This window comes from Cellulomonas sp. NPDC089187 (assembly GCF_040685135.1).
Lineage (GTDB): Bacteria > Actinomycetota > Actinomycetes > Actinomycetales > Cellulomonadaceae > Cellulomonas.
On the sequence record NZ_JBFBHI010000003.1, the window covers coordinates 293,534 to 309,893 of the forward strand.

12 protein-coding genes are annotated in these 16,360 nt (G+C 70.9%); 8 read left to right on the plus strand and 4 right to left on the minus strand.

Annotated features, from left to right (window positions below):
• Positions 1-45: 45 nt before the first annotated feature.
• Entirely contained in the window at positions 46-1,251 is a 1,206-nt protein-coding gene (locus AB0N78_RS09660) for a cobalamin-independent methionine synthase II family protein (RefSeq protein ID WP_363389039.1), read from the plus strand.
• A 57-nt stretch (positions 1,252-1,308) separates the two neighbouring features.
• Here AB0N78_RS09660 and AB0N78_RS09665 read toward each other — a convergent pair whose 3' ends face one another.
• Entirely contained in the window at positions 1,309-3,984 is a 2,676-nt protein-coding gene (locus tag AB0N78_RS09665) for a phosphoenolpyruvate carboxylase (protein ID WP_363389042.1), read from the minus strand.
• 190 nt (positions 3,985-4,174) lie between these two features.
• Here AB0N78_RS09665 and tkt point away from each other — a divergent pair, with 190 nt between their 5' ends.
• Both tkt and nrdI read left to right on the plus strand, forming a co-directional pair.
• Positions 4,175-6,337 (plus strand): transketolase, encoded by a 2,163-nt coding sequence (tkt, locus tag AB0N78_RS09670; protein WP_363389045.1) that lies wholly within the window; start codon positions 4,175-4,177, stop codon positions 6,335-6,337.
• 103 nt (positions 6,338-6,440) lie between these two features.
• The gene (gene nrdI / locus AB0N78_RS09675) at positions 6,441-6,875 is read left to right on the plus strand and encodes a class Ib ribonucleoside-diphosphate reductase assembly flavoprotein NrdI (RefSeq protein WP_363389047.1); all 435 of its coding nucleotides are present in this window, start codon (positions 6,441-6,443) and stop codon (positions 6,873-6,875) included.
• A 1-nt stretch (position 6,876) separates the two neighbouring features.
• Here the strand turns inward: nrdI and AB0N78_RS09680 are convergent, their stop codons facing one another.
• The gene (locus AB0N78_RS09680; protein ID WP_363389050.1) at positions 6,877-7,473 is read right to left on the minus strand and encodes a lytic polysaccharide monooxygenase; all 597 of its coding nucleotides are present in this window, start codon (positions 7,471-7,473) and stop codon (positions 6,877-6,879) included.
• A gap of 186 nt (positions 7,474-7,659) precedes the next feature.
• Between AB0N78_RS09680 and ligD the strand changes: the two genes are divergently transcribed.
• Positions 7,660-8,727 carry a non-homologous end-joining DNA ligase gene (gene ligD, locus AB0N78_RS09685; RefSeq protein WP_363389053.1) on the plus strand — a complete coding sequence of 356 codons (1,068 nt, stop codon included), beginning with the start codon at positions 7,660-7,662 and terminating at the stop codon, positions 8,725-8,727.
• A gap of 58 nt (positions 8,728-8,785) precedes the next feature.
• Positions 8,786-9,448, plus strand: a complete 663-nt coding sequence (locus AB0N78_RS09690) for a DUF5701 family protein (RefSeq protein WP_363389056.1) — start codon at positions 8,786-8,788, stop codon at positions 9,446-9,448.
• A 25-nt stretch (positions 9,449-9,473) separates the two neighbouring features.
• Here AB0N78_RS09690 and AB0N78_RS09695 read toward each other — a convergent pair whose 3' ends face one another.
• Positions 9,474-10,307 (minus strand): sulfurtransferase, encoded by an 834-nt coding sequence (locus AB0N78_RS09695; protein WP_363389058.1) that lies wholly within the window; start codon positions 10,305-10,307, stop codon positions 9,474-9,476.
• Between the two features lie 57 nt (positions 10,308-10,364).
• Positions 10,365-10,658 carry a hypothetical protein gene (locus AB0N78_RS09700; protein ID WP_363389061.1) on the minus strand — a complete coding sequence of 98 codons (294 nt, stop codon included), beginning with the start codon at positions 10,656-10,658 and terminating at the stop codon, positions 10,365-10,367.
• 50 nt (positions 10,659-10,708) lie between these two features.
• Between AB0N78_RS09700 and AB0N78_RS09705 the strand changes: the two genes are divergently transcribed.
• Genes AB0N78_RS09705 through AB0N78_RS09715 form a run of 3 tightly spaced genes read left to right on the plus strand, consistent with a single transcriptional unit; the run spans position 10,709 to position 16,288 of the window.
• Positions 10,709-12,184 carry a DUF3375 domain-containing protein gene (locus tag AB0N78_RS09705; RefSeq protein WP_363389064.1) on the plus strand — a complete coding sequence of 492 codons (1,476 nt, stop codon included), beginning with the start codon at positions 10,709-10,711 and terminating at the stop codon, positions 12,182-12,184.
• On the plus strand, positions 12,177-12,938 hold the full coding sequence (locus AB0N78_RS09710; RefSeq protein ID WP_363389067.1) for a DUF4194 domain-containing protein: 762 nt from the start codon (positions 12,177-12,179) through the stop codon (positions 12,936-12,938). Before AB0N78_RS09705 ends, AB0N78_RS09710 begins: the two co-directional genes overlap by 8 nt.
• Positions 12,935-16,288 carry an SbcC/MukB-like Walker B domain-containing protein gene (locus AB0N78_RS09715; protein WP_363389069.1) on the plus strand — a complete coding sequence of 1,118 codons (3,354 nt, stop codon included), beginning with the start codon at positions 12,935-12,937 and terminating at the stop codon, positions 16,286-16,288. The genes AB0N78_RS09710 and AB0N78_RS09715 overlap by 4 nt, the downstream gene beginning before the upstream one ends.
• The last annotated feature ends 72 nt before the right edge of the window (positions 16,289-16,360 follow it).

The following is a 16,360-nucleotide window of genomic DNA, read 5'->3' on the forward strand; positions in this document are numbered from 1 at the left end:
GCTGTGCCACGATGACGCGGCACCGTCCTCGACCCGGGAGACCCGATGAAGCGCAGCACCGACCGCATCCTCACCACCCACGCCGGCAGCCTGCCCCGGGTGGACGATCTGACCGCCGCCCACGCCGCCGTCGAGGCCGGTGAGCAGGCCGAGGTCGCCGCTGTGCTCACCGACGCCGTGGGCGAGACCGTCCGGATTCAGGACGAGATCGGCATCTCCGTTCCGGGTGACGGTGAGCTGGGCAAGGCCTCCAGCTCCCCCATCGACTACGGCGCCTGGTGGTCCTACTGCTTCCAGCGGCTCGGCGGGCTGGAGCTGCGCGAGGGCTACGGCTGGATCACCCGGGACATCCAGTCCGGCCCCGGCGACGTGCGGACCACCGGCTTCGGCCACCGCCGCGACCGGGCACGGTTCGAGCAGGCCTACGCCGACCCGACCTCCGGAGTGTTCGCCGGTGGTGCGCCCAAGCCGTACCCGACCGCTGTCGCCCCGGTGACCTACACCGGCCACGACGCCATCGCCGCGGACATCCGCAACCTCAAGGCCGCTCTGGACGCGAACGGCTACACCGAGGGCTTCCTCACCTCGATCGCCCCGGGCAGCGTGGTCCGGATCGACAACGACTTCTACGGCACCGACGAGGAGTTCGTCTGGGCCTGCGCCGACGCGATGCGCGAGGAGTACCAGGCGATCATCGACGCCGGCCTGATCCTGCAGATCGACGACCCGTCGCTGGCCGAGAACTGGGACCAGATCACCCCCGAGCCCTCCGTCGAGGACTACCAGGCGTTCAGCCGGGTGCGGGTGGAGGCGCTGAACCACGCGCTGCGCGGCCTGCCGGAGGACCGGGTCCGCTACCACCTGTGCTGGGGTTCCTGGCACGGCCCGCACACCACCGACCTGCCGATGCGGGACATCGTCGAGCTGATGCTCGAGGTCAACGCGGGTGCCTACTCCTTCGAGGCCGGGAACGTTCGGCACGAGCACGAGTGGAAGGTCTGGCAGGACGTCGCGCTGCCCGACGGCAAGGTCATCCTGCCCGGTGTGGTCTCGCATGCCACCAATGTGGTCGAGCACCCGGAGCTGGTCGCGGACCGGATCGAGCGCTTCGCCACCCTGGTCGGCCGGGAGAACGTCATCGCCTCCACCGACTGCGGTCTGGGCGGGCGCATCCACCCGCAGATCGCCTGGGCCAAGCTGCGGTCGCTGGTCGAGGGAGCGGAGCTCGCCACCCAGCGCCTCTGGGCTTGACGGAATGAGAAAGGCCCCCGGTGCACACGCACCGGGGGCCTTTCTCATGTCCGACGATCAGCCGGTGTTCTGCAACCCGGCCGCTACCCCGTTCACGGTGAGCAGCAGGAGCCGCTTGTTCTCCTCGACCTGCTCCTCCGCCACCCCGGTGCGCAGCGCGCGCAGCGCCCGGATCTGCAGCAGGGACAGCGCGTCGACGTAGGGGCTGCGCAGCTGGACCGCTCGGCCCAGGATGCGCCGCCGGGACAGGATCGACTCCGAGCCGGTGATCGCCATCACCCAGCGCCGGGTCAGCGCCATCTCCTCCAACACCAGACCGGCCAGGTCGTCCCGGTCGCCCAGTGCCAGGTAACGCTGCGCCAGCCGCTCATCGGTCTTGGCCAGCGACATCTCGACGTTGTCGATCATCGTGGTGAACAGCGGCCACTCGGCGTAGGCGGCCTGCAACTCCGCCAGGTCACCGACCTGGTCCAGTGCGGTGCCCAGACCGAACCAGCCGGCCAGGTTGGTGCGCGCCTGCGACCAGGAGAACACCCACGGGATCGCCCGCAGGTCGTCCAGCGACTCCACCGACAACCCGCGGCGGGCCGGGCGGGAGCCGATCGGCAGCAGACCGATCTCCTCCAGCGGGGTGACCTGGGCGAACCACTGCGGAAAGCCCTCGGCGCGGACCAGCTCGTAGAACCGGGTGCGGGAGGTGCCGTCCATCGCCGAGGCCAACGCCGCGAAGCGCTCGGTGGCGGCGGCATTGCGCTCCTCGGTGGAGGGCGCGCCGGCCAGCAGGGTGGCGGCGGCGACCTGCTCGATGTGCCGCGCCCCGATGGTCGGGTTGCCGTACCGGGCGAAGATGACCTCACCCTGCTCGGTCAGCTTGAACCGGCCGTCCACCGAGCCCGGGGGCTGGGCCAGCACGGCACGGTTCGCCGGGCCGCCACCACGACCCAGGGCACCGCCCCGGCCGTGGAACAGGGTCAGGTTCAGGTCGTGCTTGCGACCCCACTGCGCGATCCGGCTCTGCGCGACATCCAGCGCCAGGGTCGCGGCCACCGGGCCGACGTCCTTGGAGGAGTCCGAGTAGCCGAGCATGACCTCCACCCGGCGACCGTTCTCGGCCAGCCGGGCCTGCACCTGGGGCAGGGTCAGCATCGACTCGAGGATGTCCACCGACGCCTCGAGGTCCGCGAACGTCTCGAACAGCGGGATGGCGTCGATCACCGGTCGGGTCGCCGGGTCCGGGAACACGATCTCGGCCAGCTGGTAGACCGCCGCCAGGTGCTCCGGTGCCTGCGTGAAGGACACGATGTACCGGCGTGCGGCGGCCACCCCGTAGCGCCGCTGCACCGCACCGATCGCACGGTAGGTGTCCAGCACCTCCACCGTGCGCGGCTGCAACTCGCCGTCCAGGCCGTGTTCGGCGATGTCGGCCAGCGCGGCAGCGTGCACCTGCGAGTGCTGACGCACCTCCAGCTCGGCCAGGTGGAATCCGAAGGTCTGCACCTGCCAGATCAGCCGCTGCAGGTCACCGTAGGCGGCGCGGGTGGCACCGGCGGCGATCAACGACTGCTGCACCACGTCCAGATCGGCGAGCAACGCCTCCGGCCCGGTGTAGGACAGGTCCGCGTCCCGGCGGCGGGTGGCGGCGATCCGCTCGGCGATCATCCGCAGTGCGCGGCGGTGCGGCTGGTGCTTGACCTCGGCAGCGGCCTTGGTGGCGGCATCCTCGGAGAGGTCCTGCTGCGCCTTCCACATCGCGGTCAGCTCGGCCGAGGCCGGGGTGCCCGAGTCGTCCAGGGTCAGCTTGGCCGAGATCTTGCGCGCGGAGTCCTCCAGCGCGGTCAGCACGTGCTCACTGGCCAACGCGGCGGCTGCCCGGGTCACCTCGGCAGTGACGTTGGGGTTGCCGTCGCGGTCGCCACCGATCCAGGAGCCCAGGTGCACGAAGGGCCGGACCAGCGGGGGCGTACGTCCGGCATCCGCCCCGGTCAGCCAGTCGTCCAACCGGCGGTACACGGTCGGGAAGGTCTCGAACAGCGTGGTGTCAAAGATGTTCATCACGGTGCGGACCTCGTCCAACACCGTCGGCTTCTGCGCCCGCAGCGGGGAGGTCCGCCACAGGGCGTCGATCTCCTCCAGCACCCGACGGTCGTTCTCCGCCCGGGAGGTGCCACCGGCGGCCAGCGCGTCCCGCTCGGCGAGCAGGTCGGACAGGCGGCGGATCGACCGGGACACCGAGCGACGACGGGCCTCGGTCGGGTGCGCGGTCAGCACCGGCCGGAACTCCAGCTCCTGCAACCGGCGCACGGCCTCGTCCCGACCCACCTCCTTCGCCAGCGCATCGATGGCGGCGGGCAGCGAATCGTCCTGCATCAGCTCACCGGCGGGCAGCTCGGCCTCGCGGGCACGCAGCACCCGGACCCGGTGGTGCTCCTCGGCCAGATTGGCCAGGTGGAAGTAGCAGGTGAAGGCGCGCGCCACCTGCTGGGCACGCTCCATGCTGAAGGACGCGACAAGCTCTTCGGCCTCGGCCAGCGCGACCGGGTCCTGCTCGTCATGTGCCCGGATGGTCAGCGCACGCACGCGCTCGACGTCGTCGAACAGATCGTCTCCGCCGGACTCCCGGATGACCCGGCCGAGGAACTCGCCGAGCATGCGGACGTCGTTGCGGAGCGGGTCCGGGACCTCGTGCCGTGCCAGGCCGCTGCGGGCCTCGCGGGAGATCTGGGGGTCGCTCACACGGTCAAGCGTAGGTCAACATCCCGAGAGGCGGGATGACAGGTCCATCCCTCGGTCACGCCTCTGGGACGCAGGCAAGCAGGGGCAGTGCCGAGGAGTCTAGGCTCGGCACCAGTGCCCGAGGCCGGTCACCACCGGTCCGAGCCCGTCCCCGAGCCTGGGTGCCGCACCCGGGCAGAAATGAGGTGTGGTGAACGCGAAGGCTCCCCTGGCCCAGCAGGTCGGTTGGACCGAGCTCGACCGCAAGGCCGTCGACACGGTGCGTGTCCTGGCCGCCGACGCGGTGGAGAAGGTCGGCAATGGCCACCCCGGCACGGCGATCAGCTTGGCTCCCGCGGCGTACCTGCTCTACCAGAACGTGATGCGCCACAACCCGGCCGATCCGCACTGGCTGGGTCGTGACCGCTTCATCCTGTCCGCGGGGCACTCCTCGCTGACCCAGTACATTCAGCTCTACCTGTCCGGCTACGGCCTGGAGCTGTCCGACCTCGAGGCACTGCGCACCTGGGGCTCGGCGACCCCCGGCCACCCCGAGTACAAGCACACCACCGGCGTGGAGATCACCACCGGTCCGCTGGGGCAGGGCCTGTCCTCCGCGGTGGGCTTCGCGATGGCCGCCCGCCGCGAGCGCGGTCTGTTCGACCCCGAGGCGGCACCGGGCACCAGCCCCTTCGACCACTTCGTGTACGTGCTCGCCTCCGACGGTGACCTGCAGGAGGGTGTGACCTCCGAGGCGTCGTCCATCGCCGGGACCCAGAAGCTGGGCAACCTGATCGCGATCTGGGACGACAACCACATCTCCATCGAGGGTGACACTGAGATCGCCTTCACCGAGGACGTGGTCAAGCGCTACGAGGCCTACGGCTGGCATGTGCAGTTCGTGGACTGGACCGAGGGTGGCGAGTACACCGAGAACGTCGACGCGCTCTACGCCGCCATCGAGGAGGCCAAGAAGGTCACCGACCGCCCGTCCTTCATCGGGCTGCGCACGATCATCGCCTGGCCGTCCCCGACCAAGCAGAACACCCACGGCTCGCACGGCTCCAAGCTGGGCACCGACGAGGTCCGCGGCCTGAAGGAGGTCCTGGGCTTCGACCCTTCGACGTCCTTCGACGTCGCCCCCGAGGTGATCGAGCACACCCGCAAGGCCGTCGAGCGCGGCAACGCGGCACAGGCGGAGTGGGACACGAGCTACCAGGCGTGGCGTGCGGCCAACCCGGACCGCGCGGCCCTGCTGGACCGGCTGGTCGCGCACGAGCTGCCCGCCGACTGGGCCGAGCAGCTGCCGGTGTTCGAGGCCGGGAAGTCGGTGGCCACTCGGGCCGCCTCCGGTGAGGTGCTGTCCGCGCTGGCGTCGGTGCTGCCCGAGCTCTGGGGCGGGTCGGCGGACCTTGCCGGGTCGAACAACACCACCATGAAGGGCGAGCCGTCCTTCATCCCGGCTGAGCGCTCCACCCACGAGTTCGCGGGCAACGAGTTCGGCCGCACGCTGCACTTCGGCATCCGTGAGCACGCGATGGGCGCGATCCTGTCCGGCATCACGCTGCACGGGCTGACCCGGCCCTACGGCGGCACCTTCTTCACCTTCTCCGACTACATGCGCGGTGCTGTCCGCCTGGCGTCGCTGATGGGTGTGCCGGCGATCTACGTCTGGACCCACGACTCCATCGGTCTGGGCGAGGACGGTCCGACCCACCAGCCGGTGGAGCACCTGACCGCGCTGCGGGCGATCCCGGGGCTGGCCATCGTGCGTCCGGCCGACGCCAACGAGACCGCGCAGGCATGGAAGGCCACCCTGGAGCGGCACGACGGGCCGGTCGGCCTGGTGCTGACCCGGCAGAACGTGCCGACCTTCCCGCGCGGCGAGCAGGGCTTCGCCTCTGCGGAGGGTGTCGCCAAGGGTGCCTATGTGCTGCTTGAGGCCTCCTCCGGCACGCCGGACGTGATCCTGATCGGCACCGGCTCCGAGGTGCAGCTGGCCGTCGAGGCCCGCGAGCAGCTCGAGGCCGCGGGCATTGCCACCCGCGTGGTGTCGGCACCGAGCCTGGAGTGGTTCGCCGAGCAGGACGAGGCCTACCGCGAGTCGGTGCTGCCGAAGAACGTCCGTGCCCGGGTCTCGGTCGAGGCGGGCATTGCGCTGTCCTGGCACAAGATCCTCGGTGAGGCCGGACGGGCCGTGTCCCTGGAGCACTACGGTGCCTCCGCGGACTACGAGACCCTGTACCGCGAGTTCGGCATCACCACTGAGGCCGTCGTCGCCGCGGCCAAGGAATCGCTGGCTGCTGCCGGTGACTCCACCCCGGGCACCGAGAGCGCGGCACCGACCGCGTCCGGTACCGGCGACCAGCAGTGAGCTGATCCGATGGCCGGGGCCCTCCTGCGAGGGTCCCGGCCATCGGCGTCTCCCGGGACGAACGTCCCCATCGACCGAGCGGAATCCGGGGTTCCCTGACTCGATGCGCCAGACCCCCGTGTACTACTACTCCAGCGCCAGCGGACTGGTGCGGTCCTTCGCGGAGCGGCTGGACCGGCCGGTGTTCAACCTGGCCGAGCGCGAGCACCGACTGAGCGAGGCCGACGGGCCGTGGGTGCTGCTCACCCCGTCGTACAAAACCGGGAACGAGAACAACGACACCATCCCCGAGGCGGTGCGGCGGTTCCTGCGCAACCCGGTCAACCGTCGACGCATGGTTGGCGTGATGGGGTCGGGTAACCGGAACTTCGGTCGGCATTACCAGATGGCGTGCCGCCAGATCGCGGCGATGTCGGACCGCCCGGTGCTCTTCGAGTTCGAGATCGCCGGCACCCAGTGGGATGTCGAGGAATGCCGCCGCATCCTGGCGGACCTGGACGCCGCACTCGCGGCCGAACACGACGTCCAGGCCTCCTGACTCACTGGATGGTGACGTCGATCGTGTTGTAGAACGCGTTCGTCGTGTTGTCGACCACCCAGACCGCGTAGATCACGTGGTACCCGGTCCGGTCTGCAGGGATGGTCAGGGTGTGCTTCTCCCCTTGCACCGGCAGCGCGCCGTTGTAGGGCACGGTCTTGATCAGCTCCAGCGAGGAGCGGGTCAGCGGGGCGTTCTGGTTCCAGCCCGGCTTGGTGATGTAGTACTCCCACTTGGTGGTGGCGTGCAGCGCGGTGTAGTTCCAGGCGACATCCACCGTGCGGTTGGTGACCTGGTTCTTCACCCACCGGGTGGAGCTCTGCTGGTCCAGCTCGGAGAACCGGGTGTTGCCACCGGAGGCCAACGTGCCGTCCGCCGGCCCCTGCGCCGGGAAGCCCTTTGGTCCCTCGATGCTCTGCGGCTCGTACTGCACCGCCCCGAGCCCGGTGTTGCCCGGCATAGCCGCGCGGGCGATCAGCTGCGAGTTGCTGCCGCCGATGTAGCCGTGCGACTGGGCGGCGGGTGCCGCGGCCAGCCCGAGTGCTCCGGCCACCGCGAGCGCCGTCACCGCGCTGCCGATCTTCTGACGTCGATTCATGGATCCCCCTGTGTCGGGCAGGGGACAGCACAGTGGTGCGCGCCCCCTGCGTCGCACTGCCCGCGTCATCGCGAGCAGCCGGTGTGACCCTAGACACAGTGGGCGCACCGCTGACCAGAGTTGCCCCGACCGGTCGCGCCTGGCACACATCGAGCACACAGCGACCGCCCGCCCTACCGTGGGGCGATGACGCCCAGTGCCAGCCCCGCCACCCAGCTCGAGGTTCGCGGTCGCACCGTCCGGGTGAGCAACCCGCAGAAGGTGTACTTCGCTGAGCGTGGGTACACCAAACTGGATGTGGTCGAGTACCTGCTCGCGGTCGGTGACGGCATCCTGAACGCGCTGCAGCACCGGCCGACCACGCTGGAACGCTGGCCGCAGGGCGTGTTCCCCGGCGCCACGCTGTCCACGCGGGCGGACAACCGGGGGGACGCGTTCTTCCAGAAGCGAGTGCCCCAGGGCGCACCCGACTACGTCGAGACCGCACGGATCGCCTTCCCCTCCGGGCGCACCGCCGACGAGGTCAGTCCCTCCGAGCTGGCCGTGGTGATCTGGGCCGCCAACCTGGGCACGTTGACCTTCCACCCCTGGCCGGTCACCGCCGACGATGTGGAGGCACCGGACCAGCTCCGGATCGACTTGGACCCGCAGCCCGGCACCGACTTCTCCGACGCCGCCCGGGTCGCCCCGCATGTCCGGGAGATCCTGGCCGAACACGGGCTGACCGGATATCCCAAGACCTCTGGCGGCCGCGGGATGCACATCTTCGCGCCCATCGAGCCGCGCTGGACCTTCACCCAGTGCCGACGTGCCGCCATCGCCGTGGGACGGGAACTGGAGCGGCGGCTGCCCGGGCAGGTCACCACCAAGTGGTGGAAGGAGGAGCGGGGCGAGGCGATCTTTGTCGACTACAACCAGATGGCCCGGGACCGCACCATCGCCTCCGCGTGGTCGATCCGCCCCAACCCACGCGCCACGGTGTCGATGCCACTGGACTGGGCCGAGGTCGACCAGGTGCACCCGGACGACTTCGACCTGCGCACCGCACCCGCCCGGTTCGCGCAGGTCGGTGACCTCTTCGCCCCGCTGCGCGCCGGGGCACCCGACCGGGGCTCCCTCGACGGACTGCTGGAGCTGGCCGATCGGGACGAGCGCGACCACGGGTTGGGCGATCTGCCCTACCCACCGGAGTACCCGAAGATGCCGGGTGAGCCCAAGCGGGTGCAGCCCAGCAAGGACCGGGACCGGAGCTGACGGAACTCTCCCGGCACGTCGACCGTTGAGCCCGGTTCCCCCACTCCCGGAGGTATCGATGGGCCTGTCCGACGTCCCGCACAACCCTAATTGGCCGACCACCGCCGACCACACCAGCCCCGCCGAGCCCTACGACCCCACCGTGTCAGCCGCCGACGAGCTCGCCCGACAGCTGCGTGCCTACCAGTCGCTCGGCGTGACCGCGGCTCTGGGCTGGTCGGAGCAGCCGCTGCCCACCCCGCCGGAGAACGTGGTGCTGCACGAGGACCACATCCCCTTCCTGCTGGTGCTCGACCCAGCACCCTCGAATGCCCTGGTCCCCGCCATGCGTCGCGGGTCGACGTCCGGGGTCAGCGTCATCGACGACCAGGAACTGGCCGGGTACAGCACCGTCGATCAGCGCGCGCCCTACCTGCTGGTGGATGTCGACACCGGGTCGGAGTTCTGCAACCAGACCCCAGAACACGCGTTGACCGTGGTGCAGCAGCGCGGACGGGTCGGCCTGACCATCGCCGAAGGACTGGCGCTGGTGACCGTGCGACCGGACATGCTGCGCCCCAACAAGTGCTTCAGCCTGATGGCGTCCCGGGCCGGTAATCAGCGCGTGCCAGCGATCTGGATCAGCCAGCGCCGCCCGAAACTCGGCTGGTGCTGGGACCGCAACCCGCACACCTGGCTGGGCGCGGCCTCCGCCGGTGGCCGGGTCGACTCAACCCGATGACCGGCGGCGGGGTGGTCATGGGTGGTCATTCCCCCGTCGCCACCGGCCGATCTGGGTCGCTGGACCACTGCGACCAACTGCCCGGGTAGAGCACCGGCGTGTACCCGGCCAGGGTCAGCGCCGCTGCCTGGTGCGCCGCAGTCACCCCGGAGCCGCAGTACACCGCCACCCGACCACCCGCCGGTGCGCCCAGCGCCGCGAACCGGCGGGTCAGGTCGTCGGTGGGCAGGAAGCTGCCGGAGTCGTCGTTGTTCTCCGCGGTGGGTGCACTGACCGCCCCGGGGATGTGTCCGGCGCGGGGGTCGATCGGTTCCACCTCGCCACGGAACCGCTCGGCGGCCCGGGCGTCCAACAGCAGACCGTCCTGCGGCCAGGCGGCGGCACCATCGGCATCCAGGGTCGGCAGCCCGCCCCCGGTCAGCTCGACATCACCGAGCGGCGGATGCACCTCGTCCTGGCTCAGCGCGCCACCCGCAGCCACCCAGGCGGCCAGTCCACCGTCGAGGATGCGCACCCGCTCCACCCCGGCCCAGCGCAGCAACCACCAGGCGCGAGCCGCTGACATCGACCCCGAGTCGTCGTAGACCACGACCGGCTCGCCCTGCCGCAGTCCCCAGGTCCGAGCGGCCCGTTGCAGCGCAGCCGGGTCCGGTAGCGGGTGACGACCGGCGGCCGGGCTGGGCGGTGCTGCCAGCTCGGTGTCCAGGTCGACATACACCGCGCCCGGCAGGTGGCCCGCGCGGTAGCCGTCCACGCCCGGCGGTCCGCCGAGCTGCCAGCGCACATCGAGCAGCCGGGGCGGGCGGGGGCCGGACAGTTCCTCGGCCAGAGCAGCGGCGGAGACGATCACCTCGGGCATGACCGCAACCTAACCCCGGCCCCGACGATCAGCGCGCTGGTGCTTTCTTTCCGGCGCTCAGGCCGTGACCGGCAGCCAGCGAGCGCCCTCCCGGCGGGTCACCACCGAGGCCGACACCTGCGCCAGACCGGTCACCTCTCCGATCACCCGACCGGCCACATCCCGGGCCTGATCATCATGCTCAGCGACGTACCGCACGACGATTCGCGGCTGCCCGGCGACCACGGTCAGATCCTGCGCCTCCACCTCAGTCAGCTCCGCGGCGGCGGCTCCGGCAGCGGGGAGCACCGTCGACGGGTTCACGCCGCGGTGCAGCAGTCCGATGGTCATGGTCACGCGATACGAGGGCATCCTCACAGGGTGGCACGGGCACCTGTCGGGCTTCACTAGGCTGTGTCCCGATGATCACTCGTGCCGAAGGTGCCTACCTGGGCGCCGTCCGGGCGTTCCAGAATCCGATGCTCGACCTGCTGCACAAGCGGCATGCTCCCCTGGTCGTCGCGATGCTCTCGCTGACCTTCACCGCGGAGCGCCCGACCGTGCCGGTGGACGACGCGCATGCGGAGATCGGCGACGCCCTGGACCAGCTGCGTGCCGACGGGCACGGCGACGACCTGCCCGTCGGGTCCGCGCGCGAGCTGTGCCGTCAGTGGGCGGATGCCGGGTGGCTGGTCCGTCAGGTGCGGGACGACGACGTCGAGGTCTATCAGCTGACCGCGCACGCGGTGGGCGCGTTGGAGGTCGCCGGTCGGGCCGGTGGTACCCGGGCGCGGGTGTCGCACTCCCGGGTCCGCACCCTGTTGGACGCCCTGGACCGGCTGGCGCAGCACGCCGACCCCGATGTGCTGGTCGCCCTGGCCCGGCTGGATGCCGAGATCGCGGAGAAGAAGGCCGAGCTGGACCGCATCCAGCGCACCGGCAAAGTGGTCGAGACCCCGGACGACATCCTGCTGGAAGAGGCGGAGAACGTCCTGCACCTGGTCCGCGAGCTACCCGGCGACTTCGCCCGGGTGGCCGAGTCGATCAAGGCGATGCAGCGCGATGTGGTCACCGCCCTGCGTCAGGATGAGCGCCCCACCGGTGAGGTGCTGCGCGAGTACCTGGAACGCGGCGAGCACGTGATGGAGTCCACCGACGAGGGCCGGGCCTTCGCCGGGGCGCTGCGCCTGATCGGCGACCCGCAGCGACTGGATGAGCTGGCCGCACAGTTGGACGTGGTGCTGCGGCACCGGTTCACCCGGCAACTGCCCGCCCAGCAGCGCGCGGAGCTCGCGGACATCGGGCGTCGGATCGAGCAGGGTCTGGAGCAGGTGTTCGCCGCCCAGCGTGAGGCCTCGTCGGTGATCACCTCCCAGGTGCGCAACCACGACCCGCTGCGTGACCGGCAGGTCGACGATCTCCTGCGCGAGGTGATGACCGGCCTGCAGGACTGGATGCCTACCTCCCGACGCGGGCAGGCTGTCGAGCCGCTGCGCCGGCTGCCGGTGGCCGAGGTCGAGGCTCTGCGCCAGACCCCGAGCGACCTGCGGCCCCCGCAGCCCCCGGAGGCACTCACCGAGTGGGACGACGATCTGGACCCGGCGGTCTCCACTGCCGAGGCCCGGGCCTGGGGCGGACCGCACTACGCGGAGCTGAGCGCCTACCTGACCACCTGGTTGGACGAGCACGAGGACGCCGACCTGGCCGAGGCCTTCGCCGCGGCACCCGATCATCTGCGCCGACCGGTGGACCTGCTGGGTCTGCTGGAGATCGCCGAGCAGCACCACACCACCGAGACCGCCACCGTCGCCCAGGTCGAGGCGATCCGGCCCGACGGCACCCCGCGCCGCTTCGCCTTCGAGGGCGTCGCGGTCCGCCTGGAGGAATCCGATGACTGAAGACGCCTTCATCGCACCCGTGTCGATGGAGGAGGACCCGAGCGAGCTGTTCGCCGGGGACTCCGGAACCCTGGACGCCGAGGTGCGCCGGGTGCTGGTCCGACTGCTCCAGCGCCGGGTGATCCTGGCCGAGAAGAACACCGCCCAGTGGCGCACCCTGGTGGAGAACCAGCAGGTGATCGAGTCGCGGCTGCACGACCTGTTCGTGCACCTGGTGGTCGACCACGACCGGGGCATCGCCTACAAGCGTCAGGTCCGCTCCGCGGAGTTGGACGTCCCGGTGCTGCTGCGCGACGAGCCCTACAGCCGGGCCGAGACCCTGGTGCTGGTGCACCTGCGCACCGTGTTCCAGCGCGAACGCGGTGCCGGGGAGACCTCCGTGCGGGTCGACGTCGAGGAGATCGAGCAGACCGCGCTGACCTACTTCGACCCCGAGGGCACCAACCTGGCCACCCGGCAGCGGGAGATCCGGGCCGCCATCGCCCGTCTGGCCAAGGACGGGCTGATCGAGGAGGCCTCCGAGGGGCGGTACCGGATCACTCCGCTGGTCGAGGTGGTGCTGAGCAATGAGCGACTGTCCGAGCTGAATGCCTGGTTGCGCACCCCCGGCGCGGAGGTGGTGGTGGACGACCTGCCCGCCGAGCCCGACGTCGATGCCGCATCCGAGTCCGAGCCCGAGCGGCCCGTCGAGGACACCCCCGAACCGCCCCAGGACACCGACCTGTTCACCCCTGACGAGGAGACCGCCCGATGACGATGGTGGACACGCTCTTCGGGCTGATCCCCGCCGCCTCCACCGGTCAGCAGTGGGTGGCCCGCGACCTGCAACTGGTGAACTGGGGTGGCTACGACGGCCATCACAGGGTGCTGCTCGCCCCCACCGCCACCCTGCTATCCGGCGGTTCCGGCTCCGGCAAGTCCACCCTGATGGACGCCTACATCGCCCTGCTCATGCCGCACACCACCCCGTTCAACGGCGCGTCCAACGGCGGTGTCGTCGGACGTCCGCGTGGCAAGGACCAGCGCAACATCCTGTCCTACGCCCGGGGCAAGCTGGACGAGTCCCGCACCGACGAGGGCACCCGTCAGCGTGTGCTGCGCGGCGATGGCCGGGACACCTGGTCCGCCATCGCGATGACCTGGGCGGATCAGACCGGCCGGGTGTTCACCGCGGTGCGTGCCTGGTACGTCCCGTCGGCCGCCCGGACCCTGGACGAGGTCACCGCGGTGCGCGCCACCGTCGACGCCGACTTCGACCTGACCACCCTGGAACCGGCCGCCGCCGAGCGACTGTCCCGGGCCGCGGTCACCGCCACCGGGCTGACCGCCTATGACACCGACCGGGAGTTCACCGCCCGCCTGTACTCGACCCTGGGGATCGGGGCCACCGGCGACGGCAGCCGCGCGGTCGGCCTGCTCGGGCGCATCCAGGCCGGACAGCAGATCACCACCGTGGACGCGCTGTACAAGGCGATGGTGTTGGAGGAGCCCACCACCTTCGCCACCGCCGACGCCGTGGTCGAGCAGTTCGACAAGCTGACCGGCACCCGCGATCAGATGATCACCGCCCGGCAACAGGTGAAGGCGCTGGAGCCGATCCGCGGACTGCGCGACGGCATCGAGGCCGCCGCCGACCGCGTGCGGGTCATCGCCCAGCTCGGTGACGTGGACGCCCCCAACAGCCCCGCAGCCGTCTGGCGGCACGAGCAGCGCCTCGGACTGTTGCGCGATGTCGAACACGACCTGCAACAGCGCCACAAGCAGGCCCAGCGCCAGGTCACCGAAACCCAGGCCCGGGTGGAGGCCGCCCGTTCCGAGCTCGACGGCGTCAAGGAGACGCTGTGGAGCTCCGGTGGCGACCGCCTGGCCACTGCCCAACGCGAGCTACGCACCGCCGAGGAGCGCCTGGCCCGGGTCACCGCGGCCCGCACCCGGCTGGCCGAGACCGTGTGGGACGCGCTGGGCAGCGACCTGCGTGGCAAGTCCGACTTCGATGCGTTGGCAGCCCGGGCCCGCACGGCGCTGACCGACGGTGCGGCCAAGGCCGACGCCCGCCGCGCGCTCGGTGACGCGATGACCGAGAAGAAGGACGCCGCCATTGAGTTGGCCCGGCTCCGCTCCGACCGGGTCGCCGCCACCTCGCACAAGGGCGCGATCCCCGGTGAGCTGCTGCGTGCCCGGGCCGCCCTGGCCGAGGCCGCCGGAATGTCGCCCGAGCAGCTGCCCTTCGTCGCCGAGCTGATCGAGGTCCGCGCCGAACACGAGCCGTGGCGGGAAGCCTTCAACCTGGCCCTCGGCGGATTCGCCACCCAGCTGCTGCTCGACATGGCCGACCTGCGCCGGTTCCGCGAGGCCATCGACGGGGTGCAGCTCGGACGCCGGCTGCGATTCGAGGGCGTACCCACCGACATCCACACCGAGGTCGCCCTCGACCCGCGCACCCTGCCCGGCCGCCTGGACTTCCGCTCCGGGCCGTTCACCGGGTGGCTACGCACCGAGCTGGCCAACCGGTTCGCCTACGTCTGCGTCGACACCACCGGCGAGCTCGCCCAGCACCGCAAGGCGCTGACCCGCACCGGCCAGACCTCCGAGGGCAGCCGCGGCGCCCACGGCGGTGGCGGTCGGGCCAACGTGCTCGGCTTCACCAACACCCGTCGACTCGCGCACCTCGATCAGGAGATCGACGCAGCGCAGAAGCGACTCCTCCTGGCCGAGCAGGCCGTCGAGTCCGCCGATGCCGGCCTGGATCAGCAGGACGCCGAGCTGGACGCCTTCCGGATCATCGACGCCACCGCCTGGACCGACGTCGACACCGCCACCGCGCAGGCCGACCGGGACCGCTGGCAGCAGGTCATCGACGATGTCACCTCCGGCAGCCCCGAGGTCACCCAGCTCCAGCGCCGCGCCACCGAGCTGGAGGGCTCGATCCGCACACTCTCCGACCAGTTGGGCCGGGCCAAGGGTGAGGCCGAGCGACTGTCCGAGAGCTGGTCCGCGATCACCGACGACGTCGACGTCTCCCAGCAGGCCCTGGACGACGCCGCCGACGCCGAGGTCGAGATCACCGAGGACCAGCGCGCCTACCTCGACGGGCTGCTCGGCTCCCCGGACGGCCCCGCACCCACCTCACCCGCCGCGGCCCTGGACGCCTTCGACACCCTGTCCGCCCGCGCCACCGAGCTGCTGCGCACCGACCGGCAGGCCGCCGAGCAGGAGATCGGCACCGCACGGGACACCCTGCGCCGGATCTTCGAGACCTTCGTCGAGCGCTGGCCCGACCCGAATCTCGGCACCGACCCGGAGGGCTCCTACCCGGACTTCGCCCGAATCCTCGCCGAGTTGGAGACCAGCGGCCTGCACGAGTTGGAGGCCGACTGGCGCAAGAGCCTGCTACGGCTGTCCGGCAACGACCTCACCGACCTGTACAACGCCCTGTCCCGCTCCGTGCGGGAGATCAAGGAGCGCATCCGCCCGGTCAACGACATTCTGGCCGCGCTGCCCTTCGCCGACGACGACCACCGCCTGCGGATCGACGCCCGGGACACCCAGTCCACGGTCGTCGCCCGGTTCCGCAAAGAACTGCGCGACCTGCGCGACGAGCTCGCCACCGAGGCCACCGACGCCGAACGCGAACGCCGCTACGCCCGGATGGCCAAGGTCATCGACCGCATCCGCCGCACCGCACCCGACTTCGCCGACCTGGTCGACGTCCGCCGCCACGTCCGACTCTCCGCGGAGAAGGTCGACCTGGAGGGCAACCACGTCGCGCTCTACGACCACATTGGAGAGAAGTCCGGTGGCGAATCCCAGGAGCTCGTTGCGTTCATCGTCGGCGCCGCCCTGCGCTACCAGCTCGGTGACGCCGGTGCCGACCGCCCGCGCTACGCCCCCGTGTTCCTGGACGAGGCACTGATCAAGGCGGACGCGCGGTTCACCGGCCGGGCGATCGGTGCCTGGCGTGGACTCGGCTTCCAGCTGGTCATCGGCGCACCGAACGACAAGTTCAGCGCGCTGGAGCCGCATGTCGACCTGGAGTACATCGTGATCAAGGACGCGGCGGGGCGGTCGCGGACGAAGGCGGTGGTGGGGCTGCCGGTGGCGTGAGGGCCGCCGTGCAGCTTGGCGAGGCAGACGTCGATGGCGGCCCATCACGCCACTGTCTACCGGCGATCAACG